This window comes from Nocardia sp. GP40 (assembly GCF_050434125.1).
Classification (GTDB): Bacteria; Actinomycetota; Actinomycetes; order Mycobacteriales; family Mycobacteriaceae; genus Nocardia; species Nocardia albiluteola.
Genome location: NZ_JBNPVW010000001.1, coordinates 446,462 through 470,611, shown reverse-complemented (window position 1 = coordinate 470,611; position 24,150 = coordinate 446,462). Strand labels below are relative to the sequence as shown.

The window sequence follows — 24,150 nt, the reverse complement described above, 5'->3', positions numbered from 1 at the left end:
TGGTTCGTGCGGTTCACCATTCGATACCGCGCTGCCCCTTGCGGCCCGCGTCCATCGGATGCTTGGTCTTGGTCATCTCGGTGACCAGGTCGGCGGCGTCGATCAGCGCCTGCGGCGCGTCGCGGCCGGTGATCACCACGTGCTGATTGCCGGGGCGGGTGCGCAGTGTCTCGACCACCTCGTCCAGATCGACCCAGCCCCACTTCAGCGGATAGGTGAATTCGTCGAGCACGTAGAAGCGGTGCTGCTCCGCGGCCAGGCGTCGCGCGATCTCGCGCCAGCCGGACAGCGCCGCGGCCGCGTGGTCCTCCTCGCTGCCCTGCTTGCGCGTCCAGGACCAGCCCTCCCCCATCTTGTGCCATTCGACGGCGCCGCCCTCGCCGGTCTCGGCGTGCAGCCGCCCGAGCGCGCGAAAGGCCGCCTCCTCCCCCACCTTCCACTTGGCGCTCTTCACGAATTGGAACACCGCGACGTCGAACCCCTGATTCCAAGCCCGCAGCGCCATCCCGAACGCCGCGGTCGACTTGCCCTTGCCCGGCCCGGTGTGCACCGCGAGCACCGGCTGATTGCGCCGCTGCCGGGTGGTCAGCCCGTCCTCGGGAACCGTCTCGGGAACACCCTTGGGCATCGATTCCGCTCCTTCCGCATATGAACTGCCGACCCACGTTGCCACATCACCGCCGGACCACCATCCCCGCCCCGCGTGGGCACGGCGTCGACCGGTCACGAGGGCCCGCGTCATGGCCGATGACAGGGCCCAGCTCGACATCCGGCATGCCGAGCCCTCGGAACGACCGGCCGGATCAATACCGGCGTCCGTAGGCTGCCGACCGAGATCACAACCTCCGCGGCACGGCGCGCGGGTCCTAGTGGCGCTGCCCGACCGGCGGCGGCCTGGTGCCTGACCACACGCCTGATTGCCGTTGCACGAAACCCTGCAGCTGCGGACAGTAATGAGATCGGTCGGAATCCGATGCGATCGGCCTCGGAGGCGCCGTCTACGGCGGCATGAGTGGACGCTGTTGCGCGGCGGAAGGCGGACTATGTACCGCGCCGGGCGTACATGATGATCGCGACGCCGATCAGGAGCGCGTACCAGCACCGCGCCGAGCCCGATCGGTGCCCACCGTCGTCGAGTCGTGTCCGGGTTCACAGCCACAGTCGATGCCCTTCGCGGGCGCGGGGTGATGTCTGCAGCGAACGGCAGTGGGCAACAGGGGCTTTCGCTGCACGCGAGCAGGTCATCGCAGCCCGCGGCCAGTGCTGCCCGCAAGGTGTCACGCACGGCCGTCAGCTCCGCGAGCTCGGCGTCGACCTCGGCGAGTTCGGTGAGCGCCCGCGCGTGCAGGCCCGCGTCGGGGCGACGGTGGGCCGCAGTGGCTTCCAGCAGGTCGGCGACTTCCTCCAGGGTGAACCCGAGTCGCTGGGCGGCCTTGATGATCCGCAACGTCATCACCGCTTGCTCGGGATAGAGCCGGTGCCCGCCCAGGGACCGGTTCGGTTCGGCGAGCAGCCTACGACGCTCGCAATAGCGCAGGGTCTGGATGTTCACCCCCGCCGCCGCGGCGACCTCACCGGTACGCCCGAACGTAGTCGCGTGCGTTCATCCGGCCTCGGATCGTCTCTGCCCGTTGATCTTCGGCTCGTCGCGCCGGCCGGTTCGGCCAGACGGGGGAAGCGACAGTTCTGTACGTTCGTTTCTGGTTAGTGATCGCCGAGGAAGGTCTCTCTCACTTCGCGCAGCGCATAGATAACAAGCACGTACCCGGCCAGCGGATCGGCCCACCACCAGCCGGCCAAGCTGTTGAGCACGAGTCCGAGCAGCACCGCCGCAGCGAGCAGACCGTCGATCAGGGTGACCCGGCCTTCGGTGGTCAGGACCGGATTTCCCAGCGCGATCCCCGTGCGCGCTTTGCCTGCGGCCAGACCGAACATGACCAGCGCCGTGATCGCTGTCCAGGTGATCCCCAGCGGGGAATGCCGAGGATGAAACCCGGTAGCCAAGACCACGGTCGACTGGACCAGGAGATAAACCGCCAACGCGGCGAAGCCGCCGCCGATCAGCCGCAACGCAAGCCGTTGACGTGCCTCGCCGGTGCCCGACAACTCCCAGATCACGACAGCGGAGGCTCCGATCTCGATCAGAGAGTCCAGCCCGAATCCGGCCAGCGCCACCGACTTCGCGGAGATCGCAGCGACGGCGAGAATCACGATGCCGACCACGTTCCAGGCCAGAGTGATGTACTCGAGGAAGAACCCTCGCCGAAGGAGGCTCCCACGAGTCGCGCCATCAATCTCAGTCACCACGGCAGTCTCACACGAACGCACCACATTGCTCATATTTCGTTAAGCTGACCAATGGAAAATTTCCCTGAGCTGCGCTAATCCCAGTGTGGCCGTGTCACCATCGGCGACACGGCCATTTCTGTGGATGTTGCGAGAGTGCTACAGCTCCTGGTACGTGGTGAGTATTTGACGCACGGCATCGGTGACCGGCGTTTCCTCGGTCAGTGCCGTCCAGGTGTAGGCGTCGTGCTCTTGGAGCGTGACTGGTTCCGGGCTCTGCACGTCGACGGCGAAGTTGAACTGGCGGCTGTTCTTGCCGCTGCCGGATTGGTAGTCGAAGCTGCCGAGGTAGGTGCTGGCGGCGGTGACGCCGAGTCCGGTTTCCTCCTTGACTTCTCGGATGAGGGCTTGATCGAGTGTTTCGCCGGGTTCGACCTTGCCGCTGGGCAGTTCCCAGATGCCGCCCATGAAGTCGTCCGGGGGTCGCTGAAGTAGCAGTACCTTGCCGTTGTGCTGGACGACGGCACCGACGACAAGTTGTTGTACGCCATCACTTTCGGCTTGGGCGGTCAGTTGTTCGATCAGGGCGGAATCCATGAATTTATCCCTTCAGATCATCGACGTGGTGGATCACTTTGCGGATGGCGTTGACGTACCGCATGGCGATCGGGAGGTCTTCCCCCGGTGTCAGACCGGCAGCTTGAGCGTGTTTCGGTGGATGTGTTCGGCCTGCGGGAAGTCGCCGGGCTGGTAGGCCAGCTTGCCGTCGTACTGGGGGAACAGCGGCCCCGGTTCCTGGAACAGCGGTAGCAGGTTGAGCGGGCAGGTTGAGCCCGGTCGGTCCAGCTCAACGCAGCCCTCTGCCTTGAGGGCTCCATAGAATCGTTCGATGGGCAGCCCGTCGAATTGCTGTTCCTCATATTCGAGGGCCAGGCCGTACCAGGAGGAACGCACGTCGGAATCGTGCCAGGGTACAACTAGGCCGTCGGCATCCTCCAGCGCTTCGCAGATCTGCTCGGCGACACTTGCCCGCCCGTCGAGGTATTTGTCCAGTTGGCCGAGCTGCTCCAGGGCGATGGCCGCGGCCATCGGGTGGATGCGGTGCTCGAGGCCCATCCCGGTGACGCTGTAGCGGCTCAGGCCGAAGCTGGCTGGTATTTCGTTGCGGCACCGTTTGTTGTACTGACCGTGCAGCAGCACTCGGTAGTAGACGTGTTCGTCGTCGGTGAGGATGAATCCGCCCTCGCCCGCGGACAATGGTTTGGGGCCGTTCATGCTGAAGGCGCTGGCACGGTCGAAGGTACCGACCTTCTGTCCACCGACCATCGCGCCGTGGGCGTGCGAAGCATCTTCCAGGAGTTGCAGGCCGTACACGTCCGCCAGGCTCTTCAGGCTGCGGATTTGCGCGGGCATTCCCCACATGTGCTGTACAACAATGGCTTTGGTGTGTTCGGTGATGCGCCGGGGGATGTCGCGGGGGTCCAGGTTGCCGCTGCTGTCGCAGTCCGCGAGCACCGGAATCGCGCCGAGGTGCAGCAGCGGCGTTACCGTGGCAAAGAAGGTATAGGCGGGCACGATGACTTCGTCGCCAGGGCCGATCCCGCAGGAGGCGTACATCGAGTACAGCGCTGCGGTGCCCGAACTGGTCAAGACCGCGTAGCGCACACCGAAGTAGCTGCGCAGCGCATCCTCCAGTCGAGCGATGACGCCCGAGCGGTCGTAGATCGAGATACCTTCCTCCAGCTGGTCGAGCACCGCGTGAGCGGTGCTATCGGTGATCGGGGGCCAGGCGAAATGTGGCCCTGCGTCGGTGATGGCCGGGGTTCCGCCGAGCAGGGCCAGAGGCGAGGTCACAACAACTCCTTGGGGTTAACCGATGCGTGGGTGCGGGCGGACTCGTAACAAGCGGCAACGAAGCTCATATGCGCCAGGTTCTCCTGCGGCCCACTGAGATTCGGCCTGTCTCCCTCGATGACATGACGGAAGTAGTCGATCTGACTGGCAGCGGCCGAAGGCCATCCCTGTTCGCGGACCAGTGACTCGATGACCTCGCCGCCATTGGTGAGGCGGCGCAGCCGGCCACGCTCCAGATGCACGATGCCTCTGCTTCCGACCAGGCGGATTTCTTCAGCCTTCGGGCCAATGAATCGTGAAAGCAACAGCGAGCCGTACAGGCCGCCGTCGTAGGCGAAGTGGATCAGCGCGGTGTCTTCGGCGTCGTAAGTTCGATCGGGCCTGGCACTGACCGACAGATCCGCCGTGATGCGATCCGGCAGGCCGAAGTACCAGAGGATCAGGTCGATGAGGTGGTAGCCCATGTCGATGACGCAGCCACCACCGGCGGTTGCCGTACTGCCGCGCCACCCTTCGGACGGGTCGTCCACGTGCAGTGTGTAGCGGGCGTCGATGGCGAACGGTGTGCCGATCTGGTCGGCCAGTCGGGTGAAGCTGGTGTAGATCGGATTGAACCGCCGTTGCAGGGTCACCATGAGCCGAATGCCGGACCGCTGGCAGATCTCGGCCAGTTCTTTCGCCTCGCCCATCGTGGTGGCGAAAGGCTTCTCCTTGAGCACATGGACGTGACGTTCGGCAGCGGCTTCGATGACTGCCCGGCCGACATCGTGCGGCACGCATCCACGACGAGATCGAGCTGTTCGTGAGCGAACATCTGCCGAAAGTCCGTGTAACCCGGAACGTTATGGCGAGTTTGCTGTTCCCGGACAACCTCGGCGTTCTCGTCGCAGATCGCGACCAGTTCGGCGCTGTCAGTTGCGTCGAGTCCTGGAAGATGGTCATCGAGCGCTTGGTGACCGAGCCCGACAACGCCCGCGCGGAGTAGTGGCCTCGGCTCGTGTGTCAAAGATATTGTGCGCCAGGATGGTTCGGCAGTTGTCTTGGGCGCTACGCACGTCTTGGTGCTACCGAGCGATCTCATTCGATCCCCCGTAGCCGTTCGATGGTGTTAGCTGGAATGCCCAGTTCGCACCAGGTGACGAGCCCGCCCTGCTCCGGGACAAATCGGCCGTAGCGATGGCTCAGCCTGACAATCTGATCGCTCAGCGGCAGGTCACTGAGAGGATGCGAACCAACCTGCCGGGCATCCCACACCTCGATCACCACTCGCTGATCTGTCCGGGCTACGCGCACCGTCAGCTGTTTCAGGTCGGTGATCTCGCTCCACTTGGGCTGTCCGCCCTTCTGCAACGAGCTGCACACTCGCACGTACTGTCTAGGCCTTTAGAGTGACCACCGCTAGGCAGATCTGGCGCACTCCGGCTGGCCTTGTAGTCCCGAACCGGCCGGACCACACTCGACCTGGGGAGGGGGTGTTCCTAACGACTTGCAACCTTCGGTATGAGGGCGCGTGTGTTTGCCGGGGGCGGCCCCCACTCAGCCATCGCGGCCTGCCCGGTCACGGGTCCGCTGCTGATGTGCAGACACGGGGCGTCACCACACTTCACCGACGGTTCGACTTGCTTTATTCAGAGAAGGCACCCATCCCGCTGACCGTCCGCGCTCGAGGTTTCGTGTGCACAGCGCCCACCGCTCGCGTAGATCTCGAGTCGGCACCCGAGGCGATCGCGGACCCGTCGAGCGGCGCTGCCGAACAGCACCGCCTCCGAGACCGATCGCAGGCAAAGACGTTCGCGCACGGCGATCGGACCGGACCCGGCGGGGGTCGTACGCTGGAATCATGCCGGAAGCGACCACTGTGAGCACCGATGTCGAGCGGGTGCTCGAGCTGATCGCGGGGCGCCGGATGGCGGTGCTCACCGGCGCGGGGATATCCACCGACAGCGGCATACCCGACTATCGCGGGCCGAGTTCGCCGCCGCGCAATCCCATGACGTATCAGCAGTTCGTGGGCGACGCGGAGTTCCGGCAGCGATATTGGGCGCGCAATCACCTCGGCTGGCGGCGGATGGACGCGGCGCGGCCGAATCCCGGGCACCGGGCGCTGGCCCGGCTGGAGCGGACGGGCATGGTCGGCGGGGTGATCACCCAGAACGTCGACCTGCTGCACACCAAGGCGGGCAGTCACCGGGTGATCGATCTGCACGGCACCTATGCGCGGGTGCGGTGCCTCGGCTGCGAATTCCTCATCTCCCGCATGGCCCTGGCCGATCGACTCGAGGCCGTCAATCCGGGATTCGCCGAGTCGGTCACCGACGGGCTCGAGGTCGCGCCCGACGCCGATGCCGTCGTGGCCGACACGGCCGGCTTCCGGATGGTCGACTGCGAACGCTGCGGCGGGATGCTCAAGCCCGACATCGTCTACTTCGGCGAGAACGTGCCCAAGGCCCGCGTCGCGGAGTCGTTCGACCTGGTCGACTCGGCCGAGGCGCTGCTCGCGGCCGGATCCTCGCTGACGGTGATGTCCGGCCTGCGCTTCGTCCGGCACGCGGCCAAGTCGGGACGACCCGTTGTCATCCTCAACCGCGGCCGCACCCGAGGCGATGATCTGGCCGACCTCACCGTCGACGCGGGCTGCTCGGAAATGCTCACGGCGCTCGCGGACGCCCTCACCCCGTAACGTCCTGAGCGCGGTCATCTCGACGCACGGAACGCTGCCCGGTCCGAGGCTGCATCGTCGATCGTTGCCGCCTCGAATGCGTTCCGGCACAGGCTCATACACCCACCGGCCTAGGTGCCCGGCGACCATTGCCGCCGGGATCGCGGATGCGCCGCGGCAACAACAATCGGCCGCGGCGAACTGCGGAGCGCTGGAACCGGTGCGGAGGGTCGGCACCACCGGCCCGGCAGTCCGGGCCGTATCGGCAACCCGACTCGGAGACGAGAGCTACGCCGCGCGGGAGCCGGGCCCGCCCCGCGACGAGACTCCCGCTCGCACCACACCGGCGACGGAATCACCCGTGATCTCGGCCAATTGGATGTGGGTGGCGCGCAGGTCGCGGGCGAGGTCCGCGGCTAAGCCCAGGCGGATCATGCCGCGTTCGCAGTCCACCACGACTCCCGCGACGCCCTCGCGGGCCAGGGTGCGGGCCGCGGCGCGGGCGCGCGGGACGGGATCGACGCCGCCGGTCGCGCGCCCGTCGGTGAGCAGCACCACCATGGCGCGGCGCTGCGGGTCGCGCACGCGCTCGCGGTGCACGACCTCGCGTGCGGCGTGAAGTCCCTGTGCCAGTGGCGTTTTGCCGCCGGTGCGCAGGCCTGCCAGGCGGCGCACGGCGATATCGACCGAGGATGTGGGCGGCAGCACCAGTTCGGCCTCGCTGCCGCGCACCGTGATCACCGCGACCTTGTCCCGGCGCTGGTAGGCGTCGCGCAACAGGGCCACGATCGCGCCGGTCACCGCGGAGAGGCGATCGCGCGCGGCCATCGAACCCGACGCGTCGACCACGAATATCACCAGATTGCCCTCGCGCCCTTCGCGATACGCGCCGCGCAGGTCGACGCTCTCGAGGGCGAGCGGCCCGGAGAACCGGCCGCGGGCGCGCTGGTGGGGCGCGGCGGCGAAGACCGTGCCGAGCAGATGCAGTCCGGCGGTCGCATCGGGCGTCGCCCGGACGACGCGGCCGTGCCGGGTGTGCGCGCGGGAACGGCGGCCGGGTGCGCCCTCGCCGACCCCCTGGATCTCCCAGCGCGGCGGGCGGGCAACGGAATTCGCGGGCGTGCCGGTGGTCCGCTCTGGCGCGCGTCCACCGCCGGGGTGGTCGGGCCCGCCGTCGGGGTCGTCGTCGGGACGGTCGGGTCCGGGACCGTGGTCGTGCGGGCCGTGTTCGTCGGGCCCGTCCTCGCCGGGGCTCGAATCCGGGTCGTCGCGCCTCGCGGAATCCTGTTCGGCGTCACCGAAGCCGCGGTCGTCAGCCGGGTCGCGCGGATCGGGCTGCTCCGATTCGCCCTCCCCCCTGTCGGATTCGCGCTCGGCCCGCGCGGCCTCCTGCTCGGCCTGCCGCATCGCCTCCTCGAGCTGCTCCTCGCTGATCCCGGGCTCATCGAACGGATCGCGCCGACGCCGGTGCGGCAGCGCCAGTTCCGCGGCGATCCGCACGTCGTCGGCGGTGACGCGGCGGCTTCCACGCCAGGCCGCGTGCGCGGTGGCGGTGCGCGCGACGACCAGGTCCGCGCGCATGCCGTCGACGTCGAAACTCGCGCACAGCGCGGCGATCCGCCGCAGCTCGACATTGTCCAGGAGCACCTCGCCGACCACATCGCGGGCAATCAGGATGCGATCGGCGATCTCGCGGTCGGAGCCGGAGTAGCGGGCGGCGAATCCGTCCGGATCGGCCTCGTAGTCGAGGCGGCGGCGCACCACCGCCATGCGCACGTCCACGTCGCGGGATGCGGCCACATCCACCGTGAGCCCGAACCGGTCCAGCAGCTGCGGGCGCAGCTCACCCTCCTCCGGGTTCATCGTTCCGACGAGCACGAACCGGGCCGGATGCGAGTGCGACACCCCGTCGCGCTCGATGTGCACCCGTCCCATGGCCGCGGCGTCGAGCAGCACGTCGACCAGATGATCGTGCAGCAGGTTCACCTCGTCGACGTAGAGCACGCCGTGATGCGCGGCCGCCAGCAGCCCGGGCCGGAACGCCTGCTCCCCGTCTCGCAGCACGCGCTGCAGATCCAGCGAGCCGACCACCCGGTCCTCGGTCGCGCCGACCGGCAGCTCCACCAGCCGCGCGGGCCGCGCACCGCGCTCATCGGCCACCGGCGGCAGCAGCTGGGCCAGCGCCCGCACCACGGTCGACTTCGCCGTCCCCTTCTCCCCGCGGACCAGCACGCCGCCGATCCCGGGATGCACCGCGCACAGGATCAGCGCCAGCTGCAACTGCTCCTGCCCGACCACCGCCGAGAACGGAAACCCGGCCTCACCGGAACTCACGGAGATATCAGCCAACGACTCGGACACTCCCCAACTCTATTGCGCGCGACGCGCCCCACCCTCGCCGCCCTCACGTGAGCAATCGCACGCACACAATCCTTCGCACCCTCGATACCACGATCAGCACTCGCGATAGGGCCCGACGTGACTCCCCGCGCCGAACGGGCTCCGCCGAGGAAACCTACCGACACGGGCCCTGATCTGCTCCGCAGGATCACCGAGCACTGAGCCACCCTGGTGATCCTGATCCCCGGCCACCGCGAGGCCGTCGAAATCCTCGGCCCCGGGGGAACTCCCGCTACAGCAATCGCTTTCGGCTTGCACACCACATATGCTCCGCGCGTGCGTGATATGGCAACCGGATTCGGATATCTGCTGCAGGGGCAGCGTTGGGTGGGGGCGCATCGGCGTCAGCTGGGGTTCGGGCTGATTCCCGGGCTCATCGCGCTGGCACTGTATCTGGCCGCGATCGTGGCGCTGGGATTGTTCGTCGGCGACCTCGTGACGTGGGCGACGCCCTTCGCCGATCATTGGGCCGCGCCGTGGCCGGGGGTGCTGCGCGGTTTCCTGGACGTGCTGCTGATGGTGTTGTGCCTGTTCCTGGCGGTGATCATGTTCACGGCGCTGACCCTCGCGCTGGGGCAGCCGTTCTACGAGGCGCTGTCCGGACACGTCGAGCAGTCGTTGTCGCCCGGAATTCCGGTGCCCGAGTCGGGGCTGTCGGTGGGACAGATGATCGGGGACGGAATCCTGCTGGTGCTGCGGGCCGCGGTCTGGGGCGCGGCGCTGTTCGTGGCCGGATTCCTGCCGGTGATCGGGCAGACGGTGATCCCGGTGATCGGCATCGGCGTCACCGGATTCTTTCTGGTCCAGGAGCTGACCACGGTGGCGATGCAGCGGCGCGGCATCGATCTGCGGCAGCAGCTGCGATCGCTGCGCTCGCGCCGGATGCTGGTGTGGGGCTTCGGAATTCCGCTCGCGGTGGCATTTCTGGTGCCGTTCGTCGCGGTATTCCTGATGCCGGGGGCGGTCGCGGGCGCGACCATGCTCACCCGCGAGGTGTGCCGCACGGCGCCGGCTCCCGCTCGGCACTGAGGATCCGAACAGGCGGTCCCGCAATCGTTCTCGATTGCGGGACCTGAGCATCAACCCCGTCGCATCGGAATGTGCGGGATGCCGTCCTCGATGTACTCCTCGCCGTCGACGGCGAAGCCGTGCTTGATGTACATATCCTTCAGATAGGTCTGCGCGTTCAGACGCACGGTGGCCGAACCGGTTTCGGCCAGCGCCGCCTGCAACAGCCGCGTGGTGTACCCGTGTCCGCGGGCCGCGGGCGCGGTGCACAGGCGGCCGATGCGGAACGATTTCACCCCGTCCGCGTGTTCCTCGAGCAGTCGCAGGGTGCTGATTGCCTCACCCTCGTCGTCGAGCCACAGGTGCCGGGTCTCCGGCAGTAGATCGAACCCGTCCAGCTCGGGATATGCGCACTTCTGCTCGACGACGAACACTTCGACACGAAGCTTCAACAGCTTGTACAGGGTGGCGGTGTCGAGATCCGCGGCCCAGGACCGTTTGAGAGCAACCGTTGACATCATCGCGCCTTGCTATCACATAGTTCAGTTTTGCGCGAGTTCTGCCTGCGGAGTGTTGCCGACCAGGCCCAGCGCCCGGGACGACCAGTCCCAGATCTCCTGGTACAGACCCTGGTTCTCCGATAGCTTGACGCCCAGCGACGGCACCATGGCCTTGAGTTGCGGTGTCCAATCGGCGTATTCGCGCGGGAAGCACCGCTGCAGCACGTCGAGCATGGCGCTGACGCAGGTGGAGGCACCCGGCGAGGCGCCGAGCAGACCCGCGATCGAACCGTCGGCCGCGGTGATGACGGCGGTGCCGAGCTCGAGCACGCCGCCGGCGCCCTTGCGGCGGATGATCTGCACGCGCTGCCCGGCGGTGATCAGCTCCCAATCGTGCCCGTCGGCGCGCGGGACGAACTCCTCCATGGCGTTCACCTTGCCCGCCGGGGACTTGAGCAGCTCGCTGACCAGGTACTTGACCAGGCCCATCTCGGTGAGGCCGACGCCGAGCATGGGGGTGAGATTGCCGGGACGGATCGACTTGAACAGGTCGCCGTACTTGCCGTCCTTGAGGAACTTCGGCGTCCAGCCCGCGTAGGGGCCGAACAGCAGGCCGCGCTTGCCGCCGATCACGCGAGTGTCCAGGTGCGGCACCGACATCGGCGGCGCGCCCACCGCGGCCGCGCCGTACACCTTGGCCTCGTGCTGGGTGATCAGCTCCGGGTTGGTGCACCGGAAGAACTGGCCGCTGACCGGGAATCCGGCGAAGCCCGCGATCTCCTTGATCCCGGAGTGCTGCAGCAGCGGCAGCGCGTAGCCACCGGCGCCGACGAAGACGAACTTCGCGTTCACCGTGCGGACCGCGCCGGTACGGGTGTTGCGCACCTTGACGTTCCAGCTGCCGTCGGACTGCTTGTTCAGGTTGCGCACCTCGGTGCCGAACGCGATATCGGCACCCGAGCGGCCCAGGTAGGCCAGCAGCTGCTTGGTGAGCGAACCGAAGTCGATGTCGGTGCCCTTGGAGCTCCAGTTCAGCGCGACCGGATCGGAGAAGTCGCGGCCCTTGGCCATCAGCGGCAGGCGCGCGGCGAACTCGTCGGGCGAGTCGATGAACTCCATGCCCTCGAACAGCGGGTGCCGGGCCAGCGCCTCGTAGCGCTTGCGCAGGTAGTCCACGCCGTCGGCGCCGTGGGTGAAGCTGACGTGCGGAACCGGGTTGATGAACTCGGACGGGCTGCCCAGCACGCCATTCTCCACGGCGTAGGACCAGAACTGCCGCGAGACCTGGAAGCGCTCGTTGATGTCGACGGCCTTGGAGACATCGACCGAGCCGTCGGCCTTCTGCGGTGTGTAGTTCAGCTCGCACAGGGCGGAATGGCCGGTGCCCGCGTTGTTCCACGGGTCACTGCTCTCCGGAGCGGCGGCGTCGAGGCGCTCGAACATCGTGATGGACCAATCGGGCTGCAGCTGGCGAAGCAGCGCGCCCAGGGTGGCACTCATGATGCCGGCACCGATGAGGACTACATCGGTCTTTTCAGTCATCGCAGCGTTCGGCACGGGTACTCCGACTTCCTTGTCCTTGTGCGCGGTCGCCTCCGGGCGGACCAACTCTGGCCATTGTGTTGTGCGTCACCGGAATTCCGGCAAGTAGGGCGGGCCTGAGGTTACCCGCCGTTCACTTCAACCTAATTCTGCCCCTGTCCATGCCCCATTCTCCAAACTCCTACACCCGCTCCGACCGGGCATTCGGCGCCGCTCACGTCGCTGAGCGGGTCGAATGCGGGTCGAATATCGTGGAGTTGTGACCAAACGAACGCCGCTAGCACAACCACGGACCGACCCCTGGCAGCCCGATGTGCTGGGCGTGGGGTACGAACAGCGCCGCATCCCGCTGGGCGACGACCCGGACGGCGAGGGCACGGTGGAGGCCACCCTGGTCCGGTACACCGGCTCCCCGGCCGGCGATGCCGGCTCCGACGACCCCACCCCGGCCACCTCCGGGACCGCGGACGCCGCATCCGACCCCGGCGACGCGGCATCCCGAGCCACCGTGCCCGGCACCGACGCGCCCACCGCGGCGGTGCTCTACGTGCACGGCTTCACCGACTACTTCTTCCAGCAGCACCTGGCCGAGCACATGGCCGGGCAGTCGCACCGCTTCTACGCACTGGATCTGCGCAAGTGCGGACGCTCGCGGCTGCCCGGCCAGACTCCCCACTACGTGAGCGATCTGGCGCTCTACGACGCGGAGCTGAACGAGGCGCTGCGCATCGTGCGCGAGGAGACCGGCCTGCCCGTGCTGGTGATGGCCCACTCGACCGGCGGCCTGGTCGCCTCGCTGTGGCTGGACCGGCTGCGCCACGCCGAGGGCACCGCCGGGGTGACCGGCCTGGTCCTGAACAGCCCGTGGTTCGACCTGCAGGGGCCGTCCTATTACCGGACCATCGGCACGCCCCTGATCGACGGGCTGGGCCGGCTGCGGGCGATGACCCGCATGCCCGGCGCGGAGCTGACCACCTACGGCGACAGCCTGCATCAGAGTGTGGCGGGCGAATGGGACTACAACCTGGATTGGAAGCCGCTGACCGGTTTCCCGGTGCACTTCGGCTGGCTGCGCGCGATCCGGCGCGGGCACGCGCGGCTGCAGCGCGGTCTGGACATCGGAGTGCCCGCGCTCATCCTGCGCTCCAAGGTCACCCGGTTCATGCGCGCCTACGGGCCGGCGGCCGACGTGGCCGACGTGGTGCTGGACGTGCGACAGATCCAGCGCTGGTCGGGCTGCCTGGGCGGGCGGACGAACATCGTGCCGATCGAGGGCGCGCGCCATGACGTGTTCCTGTCCTCGGCACCGGTTCGCACGCAGGCGTTCGGGGAGCTGGACTCCTGGCTGCGCTGGCTGGCGCAGCGACAGGACTAACTCACCACTGCCCGCTGCGCAGCACGATCTCGGTCGCCAATTCCTGCGCGGCCTCGGTGGCGGGTTCGGCGACGTCGACCTGCGCCACCCGGAATTCGCCCCAGACGTGCCGTCCGGCGGTCTCGGCGACCGTGCGCGGCAGCCGTTTGGTGGCGATGACGGTCGTCGGGATCTCCACCGCGGGACAGGTGGAGTCCGCGACGACGCCGTCCGCGCCCGGGGCCGCGGGATGCCCGCGCCCGGCGACGACCAGGCCCATCACCCGGCCGAAGCCGCGCGCGGCCAGCTGCCAGGCCAGGTCCGCGCCGGCGCCGCAACCGGCGAGGTTCGCCCACGGCACACCCAGCTCGTCGAGAATGCTGTAGACCGTCGGCGCATCCAGCCCGTCGATGCTTTCGAACGCGATCGTGCGCAGGTCGGAGTTGTGCAGCCGGGAACACACCTGGTCGTAGACATCGGCCGCCGCCTGGGCGTCCGGCAGCAGTACAACGGTGTGCCGGAACTGCTCGCCGCCGATTCGGACGGTCCACGCGCGGTCACCGACCGCGATCCGCCGAGTTTCCATGACGCTCCACGCTACACGGCGCCCGCCGGTCGGACCGCGTGTCGTCGGCCACGGCAACCGCCGTCGGTCAGCGGCGCACGGTGAGGGTGGGTACGCCGGGCGTGGCGCCCGCGGTGATCAACTGCTCGAGGGCGGCGGTGTCGAGATGCTTCTCGATCAGGTCGGCGAGCAGATCCAGTTGGGACTCACGCTCGACGGCGACCGAAATATCCTCTGCCACGCGGAATCCCGGGCGTCCCGCCCGGGCGGCGACCTCGCACAGCCAGGCACGGCGGAAATCGTCGGACTCCAGCAGCCCGTGCAGATGGGTCCCCCAGATCGCCCCGCGCACACTGCCTTCGGTGCTCCCGTCGGCGAGCTCGAGCCACGCCCGGTCACCGCTGCGCCGCGCCCGGCCGTAATGAATCTCGTAGCCGTGCATCGGGACTCCCGCCGTACCGGCCGGCGCCGGGGCGGGCGCGTCATCGGAGGCATCGAGGGCCTGGCTCGCACCTCGACCGGTGGTGTGCCGCAGCACCTTCGGCTCGGCGAACTCGATGTCCAGCTCCAGCAGGCCCAGGCCCGCGACCGCGCCGGAGGCAGATTCGACCTCGTCGAATATGCGTTCCGCCAGCATCTGGTATCCGCCACAGATGCCCAGGATCGGGCAGCCCGCGGCGGCCCGCGCGACCACGGCCTCGGCGATTCCGGTGCGGCGCAACCATTCCAGATCGCCGACCGTGGACTTGCTGCCGGGCAGGACCACCAGGTCGGCATCGGCGAGGCGGGAGGGGTCGTCCACCCAGCGCACGCTGACCCCGGGCTCGCAGGCCAGCGCCTCGATATCGGTGGAGTTGGAGATGCGTGGCAGCCGGATCGCGGCGACGGTCAGCCACTGCGAACCCAGCGGCGGGCGCGAGCGGCCGACCGGGGCGTCGGCGAGCGTGCCGAGCGAGTCCTCCGCGTCGATCCACAGTCCCTCGGCGAAGGGCAACACGCCGAGGGTGGGCCGGCCGGTGAGCGCGGTCAATCGGTCGAGCCCGGGGCGCAGCAGGTCCACATCGCCGCGGAACTTGTTGACGATGAATCCCGAAATGAGCCGCTGGTCATCGGGTTCCAGGATCGCCACGGTGCCGAACAGATGCGCGAGCACCCCGCCGCGATCGATGTCGCCGACCAGCACGACCGGAAGATCGGCCGCCCGGGCCAGCCCCATGTTCGCCAGATCCGTTGCACGCAGGTTGATCTCGGCGGGCGATCCCGCGCCCTCGCAGATCACCACGTCGAATTCGGTACGCAGCGCGGCCAATTCGTCGGCAACGACGCCCAGCAGGTGCTGCCGGTGCCGGAAGTAGTCCTTCGCGCCGACCGTGTCCACCGCTCGACCGCGCACCACCAGCTGCGAGCGCCGGTCGCTGCCGGGCTTGAGCAGCACCGGATTGAACCGCACGCTCGGTTCGAGCCCGCACGCCCGCGCCTGCAACGCCTGCGCCCGCCCGATCTCCCCGCCGTCGAGGGCGACCACGGAGTTGTTGGACATGTTCTGGGCCTTGAACGGGGCGACCCGGACTCCCCGCCGGGCCAGCATGCGGCAGATCCCAGCCACGACAACGCTTTTGCCCGCGTCGGAGGTCGTTCCGGCGACCAGCAGCGCGCCCTTCACAACTGCCGTTCCCGGTCGCCGGAGCCGCGCCTCGAACCATTTCGGCGCTGCCACACGGCATTCCGGCGTGCGGGGCTGTTCACGGCAGGGTCAGGATTTCCGCGCCGTCTTCGGTCACGACCAGGGTGTGTTCGAACTGGGCGGTCCACTTGCGGTCCTTCGTGACGACCGTCCAGCCGTCTTTCCAGATCTCGTAGTCGATGCCGCCGAGGTTGATCATCGGCTCGATGGTGAACGTCATGCCGGGTTCGATGACCGACTCGACCGACGGCTGGTCGTAGTGCAGGATCACCAGGCCGCTGTGGAAGGTCGGGCCGACGCCGTGCCCCGTGAAGTCACGCACCACGCCGTAGCCGAAGCGGTTGGCGTACGACTCGATGACGCGGCCGATCACGTTCAGCGCCCGGCCCGGCCGCACCGCCTTGATGGCGCGCGTGGTGGCCTCGCGGGTGCGCTCGACCAGCTGCCGCACCTCCTCGTCGACGTCTCCGGCCAGGAACGTGGCGTTGGTGTCGCCGTGCACGCCGTCGATGTACGCGGTCACGTCGATGTTGACGATGTCGCCGTCCTCGATCACGGTCGAGTCCGGGATGCCGTGGCAGATCACCTCGTTCAGCGAGGTGCAGCAGGACTTGGGAAATCCCTTGTAGCCCAGGGTCGACGGGTAGGCGCCATGATCGCACATGTACTCGTGCGCGATCCGGTCGAGCTCGTCGGTGGTGACCCCGGGCGCGACGGCCTTGCCGGCCTCCTCGAGCGCCTGAGCGGCAATCTTGCCTGCGACGCGCATCTTCTCGATCGTCTCGGGCGTCTGCACCCAGGGCTCGTGGCCCTCGTTCGCGGTCTTCTTCCACGCGTACTCCGGGCGCGCGATCGAACGCGGCACCTCACGGATCGGGGACTGGACGCCGGGTACGAGCGCCTTACGGGTACGGACTGCCATGCGAACAGATTATCCGCACACCAACCCCGTTCTCTCGGCTAGTCCCGGCCCTCGCGCTGGTCCGGCGGCGCCCTCCCACACCGGGGAATTTATCCGGACCACGGTCCGTTTAGGATGTCGATATCAGCGGCACCAATCAGAAGGACTGGGCAATGGAACTTGGATTGACAACCTTCGCCGAGCGGCACGCGGTGGGCGGCCGTCCGGCGCCGAGCGCGGGCGAGCGGTTGCGCCAGGTGGTCGAGGAGGCGGTGGCCGCCGAGCGCGCCGGACTGGACATCTACGCCGTGGGCGAGCATCACCGGCAAGACTTCGCGGCGTCCGCCCCCGCAGTCGTGCTGGCCGGCATCGCCGGGCGCACCGAGCGCATCCAGCTCTCCAGCGCCGTGAGCGTCCTCAGCTCCGCCGATCCGGTGCGGCTGTACCAGGAGTTCGCGACGCTGGACCTGCTCTCGAACGGCCGCGCCGAGCTGATGGCCGGGCGCGGATCGTTCACCGAATCGTTCCCGCTGTTCGGCTACGACCTCGCCGACTACGACGATCTCTTCGAGGAGAAGCTGGGCCTGTTGCTGCGCCTGCGCGACGAGGAGCCGGTCACCTGGTCCGGACGATTCCGCCCGGCACTGCACGAGACGACCGTGTACCCGCGCACCGACCGCCCGCTGCCGGTGTGGATCGCCGTCGGCGGCAGCCCCGAATCGGTGGTGCGCGCCGGACTGCTCGGCCTCCCGCTGGCGATCGCCATCATCGGCGGTCAGCCCGCGCGCTTCCGCCCGCTGGTCGACCTGTATCACCGCGCGCTCGAGCAGGGCGGGCACGAGCCGCAGCCGGTCGCGGTGCACGCGCACGGCTATCTCGCCGACAGCGACGAGCAGGCCGTGGCCGACTTCTACGAGCCCTACGCCGCGGCCATGTCCGGACTTGGCCGCGAACGTGGCTGGGGCCCAATGACTCGCACCCAGTTCGAGGCGCTGCGCTCCCCCGAGGGGTCGCTGTTCGTGGGCACGCCCGACCGCGTCGCGGAGAAGATCGCCGACGTGCGCGACACTCTCGGACTCTCCCGCTTCATGCTGCACCCGAGCGTCGGCACGCTCCCGCACGACCGGGTGCTGCACGCGATCGATCTGCTCGGCGAGAAGGTCGCCCCGCAGGTGCGTTGAGCGAGTTCAAATCTACTCGCGCAGATGGGTTTCGAAGGCCATGCGGTCGCCACGGTAGAGCGACCGGACGCGCTCGATGGGTTCCTCATCGACATCGACGGTGCGACGATGCAGCAGGATCATCGGCAGGGCCGTGGTGCATTCCAGCAGCGCGGCCTCCCGCGGGGTGGGCAGCACCGTCTCGATGCGTTCGGTCGCGGACCCGAATTTCACGCCCGAGGCGCGGACTGCCGCGTAGAGCGAGGTCGTGGGGTCGTAGCTCGCGCGTAGCGACCCGAAGCGGTCCAGGGGCATGAATGTGCTTTCCAGTCCGACCTTTTCGCCGTCGGCGAGTAGCACGCGCTCGAGATGCATGACCGGGACACCGGGACCCACACCGAGCGCGCGGGCGGTCGCCTCGTCCGCGGGAACGTCCGCCCAGGTGACCAGGATCCGTCCAGGCTTGCGACCCAGGCTGATCGCGCCCTCGGTGTAGGAGCGCAACGACAGCGGCTGCACCATTTTCGGGCGCGATACCACCGTGCCGCGACCCTGGCGCCGAATCCTGCCCTGCACCAGCAGCTCTCGCAGCGCCTGGCGCACCGTCTCGCGGGCCACCTCGAACCGCGCCGCGAGATCGCGTTCGGAGGGGACCGGATCGCCCTCGTCGAGCCGGTCGAGAATCGCCTCCACCTCGGTGCGTACCCGATAGGTCTTCGACATCGGCTCGAAAGCGTCGCCCACACGGGCATTTTCGAGCACGACGCCGCCGCGCCGCGCATCGCCCCCGGCCGCGGCGCTCTCCGAGTCATAACGAGCGGACATCGCACCTCCTCGGCCGCACTCTCCGGAATCCCACCCGCGTCGCATTCACGTCGCCAGCGTACCAATAATTGGTCTATACCAATTGTTAACCCAGCGTTCTCACGGGCCACACCCAAAGGTCTAGACCATTGCGCATCATGCTTGGCATGCGATTGGTCATCATCGGCGGCGGGATCCTCGGCACCGCGCACGCCCTGGCCGCGGTCGGCCGCGGGCACACGGTCGTGCAGGTGGAACGAGAGGGCGAGGCCCGCGGCGCCACGGTCCGCAACTTCGGTCTGGTCTGGGTATCGGGCCGCAGCGAGCGCGAATTGGAGATCACCCTCCGCTCGCGCCGCCTGTGGGAGGAGATCGGCGGACGGATCGCGGGCGTCGGATTCCGCCCGGCCGGATCCATCACACTGGTGCGCACCGAGGCCGAACTGGCCGTCGCCGCGGCGGCCGCGGCGGCACCGAGCGCCGCCGAACGCGGTTTCGAGCTGCTCGAACCGGCCCAGGTGCGCGAGATCAACCCCGCGCTGCGGGGCAAATATCTTGCCGGACTGCACTGCTCGACCGACGCCGCGGTGGAATCGCGGCAGGCCATGCCCGCCCTGCGCGCCTACATGCAGGCCACCGGCCGCTACACCTTCTACGCCGGCACCGAGGCCCGCGCGATCAGCGGCGGCACCGTCACCGACGACCGCGGCCGCCGCTTCGATGCCGATCTGGTGCTGGTCTGCCCCGGCGCGGCGCATTCGGGCCTGACGCGGGAACTGGTGGGAGACATCCCCGTTCGGCGCGTGCGACTGCAGATGATGCAGACCGCGCCGCTGGGCGAGCCGCTGACCACCGCCATCGCCGACGGCGACAGCTTCCGCTACTACCCCGGCTTCGCGGGTCCCGAGCTGGACCACCTGAACCGCGAGGAATCCCAGGCGTTCACCGCGGCCCAGCACAAGATGCAGCTGCTGTGCGTGCAACGCCTGCACGGCGGGCTCACCATCGGAGACACCCACGAATACGACGAGCCGTTCGCGTTCGACGTCGACGAGGCGCCCTACGAGCACCTCACCGCCGTCACCGAGGAACTGCTGGGCCGCAAGCTGCCCCAGGTCGTGCGCCGCTGGGCGGGCGTCTACAGCCAGAGCATCGACCCGGGCGCCATCGTCACCCGCGCGCAGGCCGCCGACAACGTCTGGGTGATCACCGGCCCCGGCGGGCGCGGCATGACCCTGGGCCCCGCGCTCGGCGAAGAGACCGCCGACCTGCTCAACCTGTGAAAGGAATCACGTTGTCCGAGAAGCAGATCGAACTGGCCGTGCTGGACATGGCCGGAACCACGGTGGCCGACGGCGGACTGGTGCTGCGCGCCTTCGATGCCGCCGCCACCGCCGCGGGCATTCCCGCCGACGGACCGGAGCGGGCCGCCGCCACCGAGTACGTGCTGGAAACCATGGGCCAGTCCAAGATCACGGTCTTCCGCGCCCTGCTCGGCGACGAGGACCGCGCCCAGCTGGCCAACCGCAGCTTCGAGGCCGCCTACGACGAGTTCGCCGCCGATGCCACGCCGATTCCCGGTGCGGCCGAGGCGATCTCGCGGCTGCGCGCGGGCGGGGTCAAGGTCGCGCTCACCACCGGATTCAGCCGCGGCACCCAGAACCGGCTCCTGGACGCGCTGGGCTGGGGCGAGATCGCTGATCTGACGCTCTGCCCGGCCGAGGCCGGACGCGGGCGGCCGTATCCGGACATGGTCCTCACCGCGCTGCTACGCCTGGAGATCGACGCCGTGGATCGCGTTGCGGTCCTGGGCGATACGAGTAGCGACATCGCCACCGGACGGGCCGCCGGCGCCCGGATCGTAGCGGGCACGCTGACCGGCGCGCACAACGAGGACCAGTTGCACGGCGCGGGCGCCACGCACGTCGTGCCGTCGGTGGTCGAATTCGCCGATCTGCTGCTGGCCGAACGGTCCTGACCCGAGCCCACCCCTTGATTCCCCGCCCCTGCGACTCCCACTCGACCCACCCACCCCATCGGTTCCGCAAGCTCGAACCGACTCACCATCCCCGTTTCCCCTGAACGAAAGTTGCAGTCATCGTGCGTATTCCGACTCCCCGCCTCGCACGCACCGCGCTCATCCTCGGCACCGCCGCGGCCGTCACCCTCACCGCCGCGGCCTGCGGCGGCACCGGCACGAATGCCGGCGGCGGCAAGACCGTCACCGTGTACTCCGCCGACGGCATGGCCGACTGGTACAAGCCCGAGTTCGCCAAGTTCACCCAGCAGACCGGCATCGCGGTCAACTACGTGGAGGCCGGTTCCGGAGAGGTGGTGAACCGGGTCGACAAGGAGCAGTCCAACCCCCAGGCCGATATCGTGGTGACGCTGCCGCCCTTCATCCAGAAGGCCGACCGGAAGGGCCTGCTGCAGGACAGTGGCGTGGACACCAGCATGGTCGCCGCCACCGACAAGGCCGCCGACGGCAAGTACGTGAATCTGGCCGACAACTACCTGACGTTCATCGCCAACCCGTCGGTGGACACCTCGAAGATCACCTGGAACGACCTGCTCGACCCCAAGTACAAGGGCAAGGTCCAGTACTCCACCCCCGGACAGGCCGGTGACGGCACCGCCGTGCTGGTGCTGCTGCAGCAGCTGATGGGCAAGCAGGGCGCGCTGGACTACCTGGCCAAGCTGCAGGCCAACAACGTCGGTCCGTCGTCCTCGACCGGTAAGCTGCAGGCCAAGGTCGACAAGGGTGAGCTGCAGGTCGCCAACGGCGACGTGCAGATGAACCTGCAGGACATCAAGGACAGCGGCGTCAAGTTCAACCTGTTCTTCCCCGCCACCGACGACGGCAAGCGCAGCACGGTCTCGCTGCCCTACGTGATGGGCCTGGCCAAGGGCGCACCGCACAAGGACAGTGCGGCCAAGCTGATGAACTTCCTGCTCACCGCCGACGTGCAGAAGACCCTCGGCCCGGATGCCTACGCGGTGCCGGTCCGTACGGATCTGGCGAACCAGGCCGCGGCGGGCACCGGCCCGTCCGCGAGCGCGACCATCGCGGGAGTGACCGTGGTGCAGCCGGATTGGAACGCAGTCAACGACACCCTCGAAGCCGACGTCGCCGCCTACAACAAGGCCACCGGCCAGCAGTGATGTCGAACCCCAGGAGCGCATCCATGTCCGCACCGACGCCCGGCGTGAAAACCGCGGCGCACAGCGTGAATTCGGCGGCCGCCGACACCCAGCCCGCGATCGTGTTCGACCGCGTGGGTGTCAGCTACGGGCGCGGCCGCAAGTCCACGGTCGCACTGGCCGACTTCTCGCTGCGGGTGGCCGCGGGCGAGACCGTTGCGCTCCTGGGGCCCAGCGGTTCCGGGAAATCGACCGCACTCGAGGCCCTGGCGGGATTCGTCCGGCCCACCTCCGGCTCGGTTCGCCTCGCCGGACGCGACGTCACCGATCTCTCGCCCGCCAAGCGGGGCATCGGCGTCGTCGTGCAGTCCTACGCCCTGTTCCCGCACATGCGGGTCGCCGACAACGTCGCCTTCGGCCTCCGGTCACATCGGGTGCCGCACAAGGAGATCGGCGATCGGGTCCGCGAGGCGCTGGAGATGGTCGGGATGGGCGACTACGGCCGGCGGCTCCCGCGCGAGTTGTCCGGCGGGCAGCAGCAGCGGGTAGCCATCGCCCGCGCCCTGGCGATCCGGCCCGCGGTGCTGCTGCTCGACGAGCCGCTGGCCGCGCTGGACGCCCAGCTGCGCCAGTCCATGCTCACCGAGCTGCAGCAGCTGCGGAAGGCCCTGCCGGACACCGCGATGCTGTACGTCACCCACGATCAGTCCGAGGCGCTGGCGCTGGCCGACCGGATCGCGGTGATGCGCGACGCACGACTGGTCGACATCGATACCGCCGAGAACCTGTGGCGCCGTCCGCCCAGCTCGTTCACCGCGGCCTTCCTGGGCGGCGCGAACCTGCTGTCGTGCACGGTGAAACACATCTCCGGCACCGTCGCGCTGGTGCAGACCGGCGAGCAGACGCTGCGGGCCGAGGCTCCGAAACCTGGTGTGGGCCAGCTCGACTGGACACCGGACGACGACGGCCTGCTGTGTGTGCGCCCGCACACCGTGCAGATCTGCAACACCAACGAGCGGGACGCGGTGCTCGCCACCATCGTGTCCAGCGTCTGGCGCGGGTCCACGACCCGGCTGAGCCTGGACGTCACGGGTCTGCCCGCCGAGCTGACCGCCGACGTCCCGGGCCACGTGGATACCGCCGTCGGCGCGGTCGTCGGGGTGAGGCTGCCGGACCCGGCGGGCGTGCTCATTCCCGCCGCGGTCGGATCGGCCTCCGCCACACCGGTGACGGAGGGGCGAGCATGATCACCGTCCGTCGTCCCGGCGCACGGCCCGCCGCACACCTGGTCCGTGAGGGGGATCAGGTGTGCCGCACGCGCCCGAGCGCCGGCGAGGAGCGGAGCGAGTCATCGACACAGGGCGCACCGCGCATGCCGGAGCCGAGCGCCAGCGAGGCGCAGGCATGAGCGCACCCACAGTTCTCGAGCCCACCAGGGTGGCCAACCCCGCCACCCCTGCCCCGCAACGCAACTGGCGTCCGATCGTGTGGTCGATTCCCCCGATCGCGGTCGTCCTGGTGATCGCCGTCTATCCGATCGCGCGGGTGCTGACCGAATCGGCCTCGTCCCCCGGCGCGTGGTCGCAGGTGCTGGGGTCCACGGCGTTCCGGAATGCGCTGTGGCGCACCGTGTTCATCGCGGTCTGCTCCACGGCCGGATGCCTGGTGCTGGGGACGTTCCTGGCCGTCGTGCTGGCGTTCGTGCCGTTTCCGGGCTCGGGCGTGGTCGGGCGGCTCATCGATACGGTGCTCACACTGCCGTCCTTCCTGATCACGCTGGCGTTCACCTTCCTGTACGGCACCGTCGGCGCGCTCAACGCACTGATCACCCAGCTGACCGGAAAACACGCTCCCGCACTGAACTTCCTGTCCACCCCGACCGGCGTCGTGCTCGCCGAGATCACCTACTTCACCCCGTTCGTGGTGCGGCCGCTGCTGGCGGCATTCGCGCAGCTGCCGCGCGAGCAGCTGGATGTGGCGGCGAGCCTGGGCGCCTCGCCGTGGCGGGTGCTGCGGCAGGTGGTGCTACCCGAGGCATGGCCGGCCCTCGCCGCGGGCGGCAGCCTGGTCTTGCTGCTGACGCTCAACGAATTCGGCATTGTGCTGTTCACCGGCGCCAAGGGCGTCATCACCCTGCCCGCGCTGATCTACACCCGCGGCATTGTCACCTTCGATCTGCCGGGGGCGGCGGTGCTGGCCACCGTGCAGGTGCTGCTGTCGCTCACGCTGTACATCGGCTATCGGCTGGTCTTCGCCCGGTTCAGCACATCTCGAACCAGCCAGGAGGGCTGA

The 24,150-nt window shown here is 68.6% G+C and carries 22 protein-coding genes and 2 pseudogenes; 9 read left to right on the top strand and 15 right to left on the bottom strand.

From position 1 onward, the window contains the following. Window positions 1–13: 13 nt before the first annotated feature. From cobO to ABH933_RS01900, 8 genes and pseudogenes are all read right to left on the bottom strand, one after another. Entirely contained in the window at window positions 14–628 is a 615-nt protein-coding gene (gene cobO, locus ABH933_RS01935) for a cob(I)yrinic acid a,c-diamide adenosyltransferase (protein ID WP_429414426.1), read from the bottom strand. 648 nt (window positions 629–1,276) lie between these two features. Next, window positions 1,277–1,570 (bottom strand): annotated as a pseudogene (locus ABH933_RS01930) (MerR family transcriptional regulator); the annotation flags it as partial. Window positions 1,571–1,704: 134 nt separating this feature from the next. After that, on the bottom strand, window positions 1,705–2,304 hold the full coding sequence (locus ABH933_RS01925; protein WP_429414423.1) for a cation transporter: 600 nt from the start codon (window positions 2,302–2,304) through the stop codon (window positions 1,705–1,707). A 141-nt stretch (window positions 2,305–2,445) separates the two neighbouring features. Beyond that, the gene (locus tag ABH933_RS01920; RefSeq protein WP_429414420.1) at window positions 2,446–2,883 is read right to left on the bottom strand and encodes an NUDIX hydrolase; all 438 of its coding nucleotides are present in this window, start codon (window positions 2,881–2,883) and stop codon (window positions 2,446–2,448) included. A gap of 90 nt (window positions 2,884–2,973) precedes the next feature. After that, a complete protein-coding gene (locus tag ABH933_RS01915; protein WP_429414417.1) occupies window positions 2,974–4,140 on the bottom strand; it encodes a DegT/DnrJ/EryC1/StrS family aminotransferase in 1,167 nt (388 codons plus the stop codon). Then, window positions 4,137–4,775 carry a Gfo/Idh/MocA family protein gene (locus ABH933_RS01910; RefSeq protein ID WP_429415675.1) on the bottom strand — a complete coding sequence of 213 codons (639 nt, stop codon included), beginning with the start codon at window positions 4,773–4,775 and terminating at the stop codon, window positions 4,137–4,139. The genes ABH933_RS01915 and ABH933_RS01910 overlap by 4 nt, the downstream gene beginning before the upstream one ends. A 51-nt stretch (window positions 4,776–4,826) precedes the next feature. Continuing rightward, window positions 4,827–5,221, bottom strand: a pseudogene (locus ABH933_RS01905) (Gfo/Idh/MocA family protein); the annotation flags it as partial. Then, a complete protein-coding gene (locus ABH933_RS01900) occupies window positions 5,218–5,490 on the bottom strand; it encodes a hypothetical protein (RefSeq protein WP_429414414.1) in 273 nt (90 codons plus the stop codon). The pseudogene ABH933_RS01905 and the gene ABH933_RS01900, both read right to left, overlap by 4 nt. Window positions 5,491–5,980: 490 nt before the next feature. Between ABH933_RS01900 and ABH933_RS01895 the strand changes: the two genes are divergently transcribed. Next, a complete protein-coding gene (locus tag ABH933_RS01895) occupies window positions 5,981–6,820 on the top strand; it encodes an NAD-dependent protein deacetylase (RefSeq protein WP_429414411.1) in 840 nt (279 codons plus the stop codon). A 267-nt stretch (window positions 6,821–7,087) separates the two neighbouring features. Here ABH933_RS01895 and ABH933_RS01890 read toward each other — a convergent pair whose 3' ends face one another. Then, window positions 7,088–9,160, bottom strand: coding sequence for a magnesium chelatase subunit D family protein (locus ABH933_RS01890; protein ID WP_429414408.1), 2,073 nt, complete (start codon window positions 9,158–9,160; stop codon window positions 7,088–7,090). Between the two features lie 324 nt (window positions 9,161–9,484). On the opposite strand from ABH933_RS01890, the gene ABH933_RS01885 reads away from it, so the two are divergent. After that, window positions 9,485–10,228 (top strand): EI24 domain-containing protein, encoded by a 744-nt coding sequence (locus tag ABH933_RS01885; RefSeq protein WP_429415672.1) that lies wholly within the window; start codon window positions 9,485–9,487, stop codon window positions 10,226–10,228. A 50-nt stretch (window positions 10,229–10,278) separates the two neighbouring features. Here the strand turns inward: ABH933_RS01885 and ABH933_RS01880 are convergent, their stop codons facing one another. Together ABH933_RS01880 and mqo are read right to left on the bottom strand one after the other, a co-directional pair. After that, window positions 10,279–10,728, bottom strand: coding sequence for a GNAT family N-acetyltransferase (locus ABH933_RS01880; RefSeq protein ID WP_429414405.1), 450 nt, complete (start codon window positions 10,726–10,728; stop codon window positions 10,279–10,281). 21 nt (window positions 10,729–10,749) lie between these two features. After that, the gene (mqo, locus tag ABH933_RS01875; RefSeq protein WP_308166709.1) at window positions 10,750–12,264 is read right to left on the bottom strand and encodes a malate dehydrogenase (quinone); all 1,515 of its coding nucleotides are present in this window, start codon (window positions 12,262–12,264) and stop codon (window positions 10,750–10,752) included. Between the two features lie 244 nt (window positions 12,265–12,508). Here mqo and ABH933_RS01870 point away from each other — a divergent pair, with 244 nt between their 5' ends. Next, entirely contained in the window at window positions 12,509–13,624 is a 1,116-nt protein-coding gene (locus tag ABH933_RS01870; protein WP_429414402.1) for an alpha/beta hydrolase, read from the top strand. A gap of 1 nt (window position 13,625) precedes the next feature. On the opposite strand, the gene ABH933_RS01865 is transcribed toward ABH933_RS01870, so the two are convergent. From ABH933_RS01865 to map, 3 genes are all read right to left on the bottom strand, one after another. Then, window positions 13,626–14,189, bottom strand: coding sequence for an alpha/beta hydrolase (locus ABH933_RS01865; protein ID WP_429414399.1), 564 nt, complete (start codon window positions 14,187–14,189; stop codon window positions 13,626–13,628). Window positions 14,190–14,256: 67 nt separating this feature from the next. Next, window positions 14,257–15,831: a cobyric acid synthase gene (locus tag ABH933_RS01860; protein ID WP_429415668.1), complete on the bottom strand. Its 1,575-nt coding sequence runs from the start codon at window positions 15,829–15,831 to the stop codon at window positions 14,257–14,259. Between the two features lie 79 nt (window positions 15,832–15,910). Then, window positions 15,911–16,774, bottom strand: a complete 864-nt coding sequence (gene map, locus ABH933_RS01855) for a type I methionyl aminopeptidase (protein WP_429414396.1) — start codon at window positions 16,772–16,774, stop codon at window positions 15,911–15,913. 152 nt (window positions 16,775–16,926) lie between these two features. On the opposite strand from map, the gene ABH933_RS01850 reads away from it, so the two are divergent. Then, entirely contained in the window at window positions 16,927–17,934 is a 1,008-nt protein-coding gene (locus ABH933_RS01850) for an LLM class flavin-dependent oxidoreductase (protein WP_429414393.1), read from the top strand. 12 nt (window positions 17,935–17,946) lie between these two features. On the opposite strand, the gene ABH933_RS01845 is transcribed toward ABH933_RS01850, so the two are convergent. Next, window positions 17,947–18,636: a GntR family transcriptional regulator gene (locus ABH933_RS01845; RefSeq protein ID WP_429415665.1), complete on the bottom strand. Its 690-nt coding sequence runs from the start codon at window positions 18,634–18,636 to the stop codon at window positions 17,947–17,949. A 248-nt stretch (window positions 18,637–18,884) separates the two neighbouring features. Between ABH933_RS01845 and ABH933_RS01840 the strand changes: the two genes are divergently transcribed. The 5 genes from ABH933_RS01840 (at window position 18,885) to ABH933_RS01820 (ending at window position 24,150) form a co-directional block, all read left to right on the top strand. Beyond that, window positions 18,885–20,000, top strand: coding sequence for a TIGR03364 family FAD-dependent oxidoreductase (locus tag ABH933_RS01840; RefSeq protein WP_429414390.1), 1,116 nt, complete (start codon window positions 18,885–18,887; stop codon window positions 19,998–20,000). A gap of 47 nt (window positions 20,001–20,047) precedes the next feature. Continuing rightward, window positions 20,048–20,695: an HAD-IA family hydrolase gene (locus ABH933_RS01835; protein ID WP_429415662.1), complete on the top strand. Its 648-nt coding sequence runs from the start codon at window positions 20,048–20,050 to the stop codon at window positions 20,693–20,695. Window positions 20,696–20,817: 122 nt separating this feature from the next. Continuing rightward, window positions 20,818–21,879, top strand: coding sequence for a 2-aminoethylphosphonate ABC transporter substrate-binding protein (locus ABH933_RS01830; protein ID WP_215918848.1), 1,062 nt, complete (start codon window positions 20,818–20,820; stop codon window positions 21,877–21,879). Between the two features lie 23 nt (window positions 21,880–21,902). Beyond that, a complete protein-coding gene (locus ABH933_RS01825; protein ID WP_429414387.1) occupies window positions 21,903–23,105 on the top strand; it encodes an ABC transporter ATP-binding protein in 1,203 nt (400 codons plus the stop codon). A 157-nt stretch (window positions 23,106–23,262) separates the two neighbouring features. Further along, the gene (locus ABH933_RS01820) at window positions 23,263–24,150 is read left to right on the top strand and encodes a 2-aminoethylphosphonate ABC transporter permease subunit (protein ID WP_429414384.1); all 888 of its coding nucleotides are present in this window, start codon (window positions 23,263–23,265) and stop codon (window positions 24,148–24,150) included.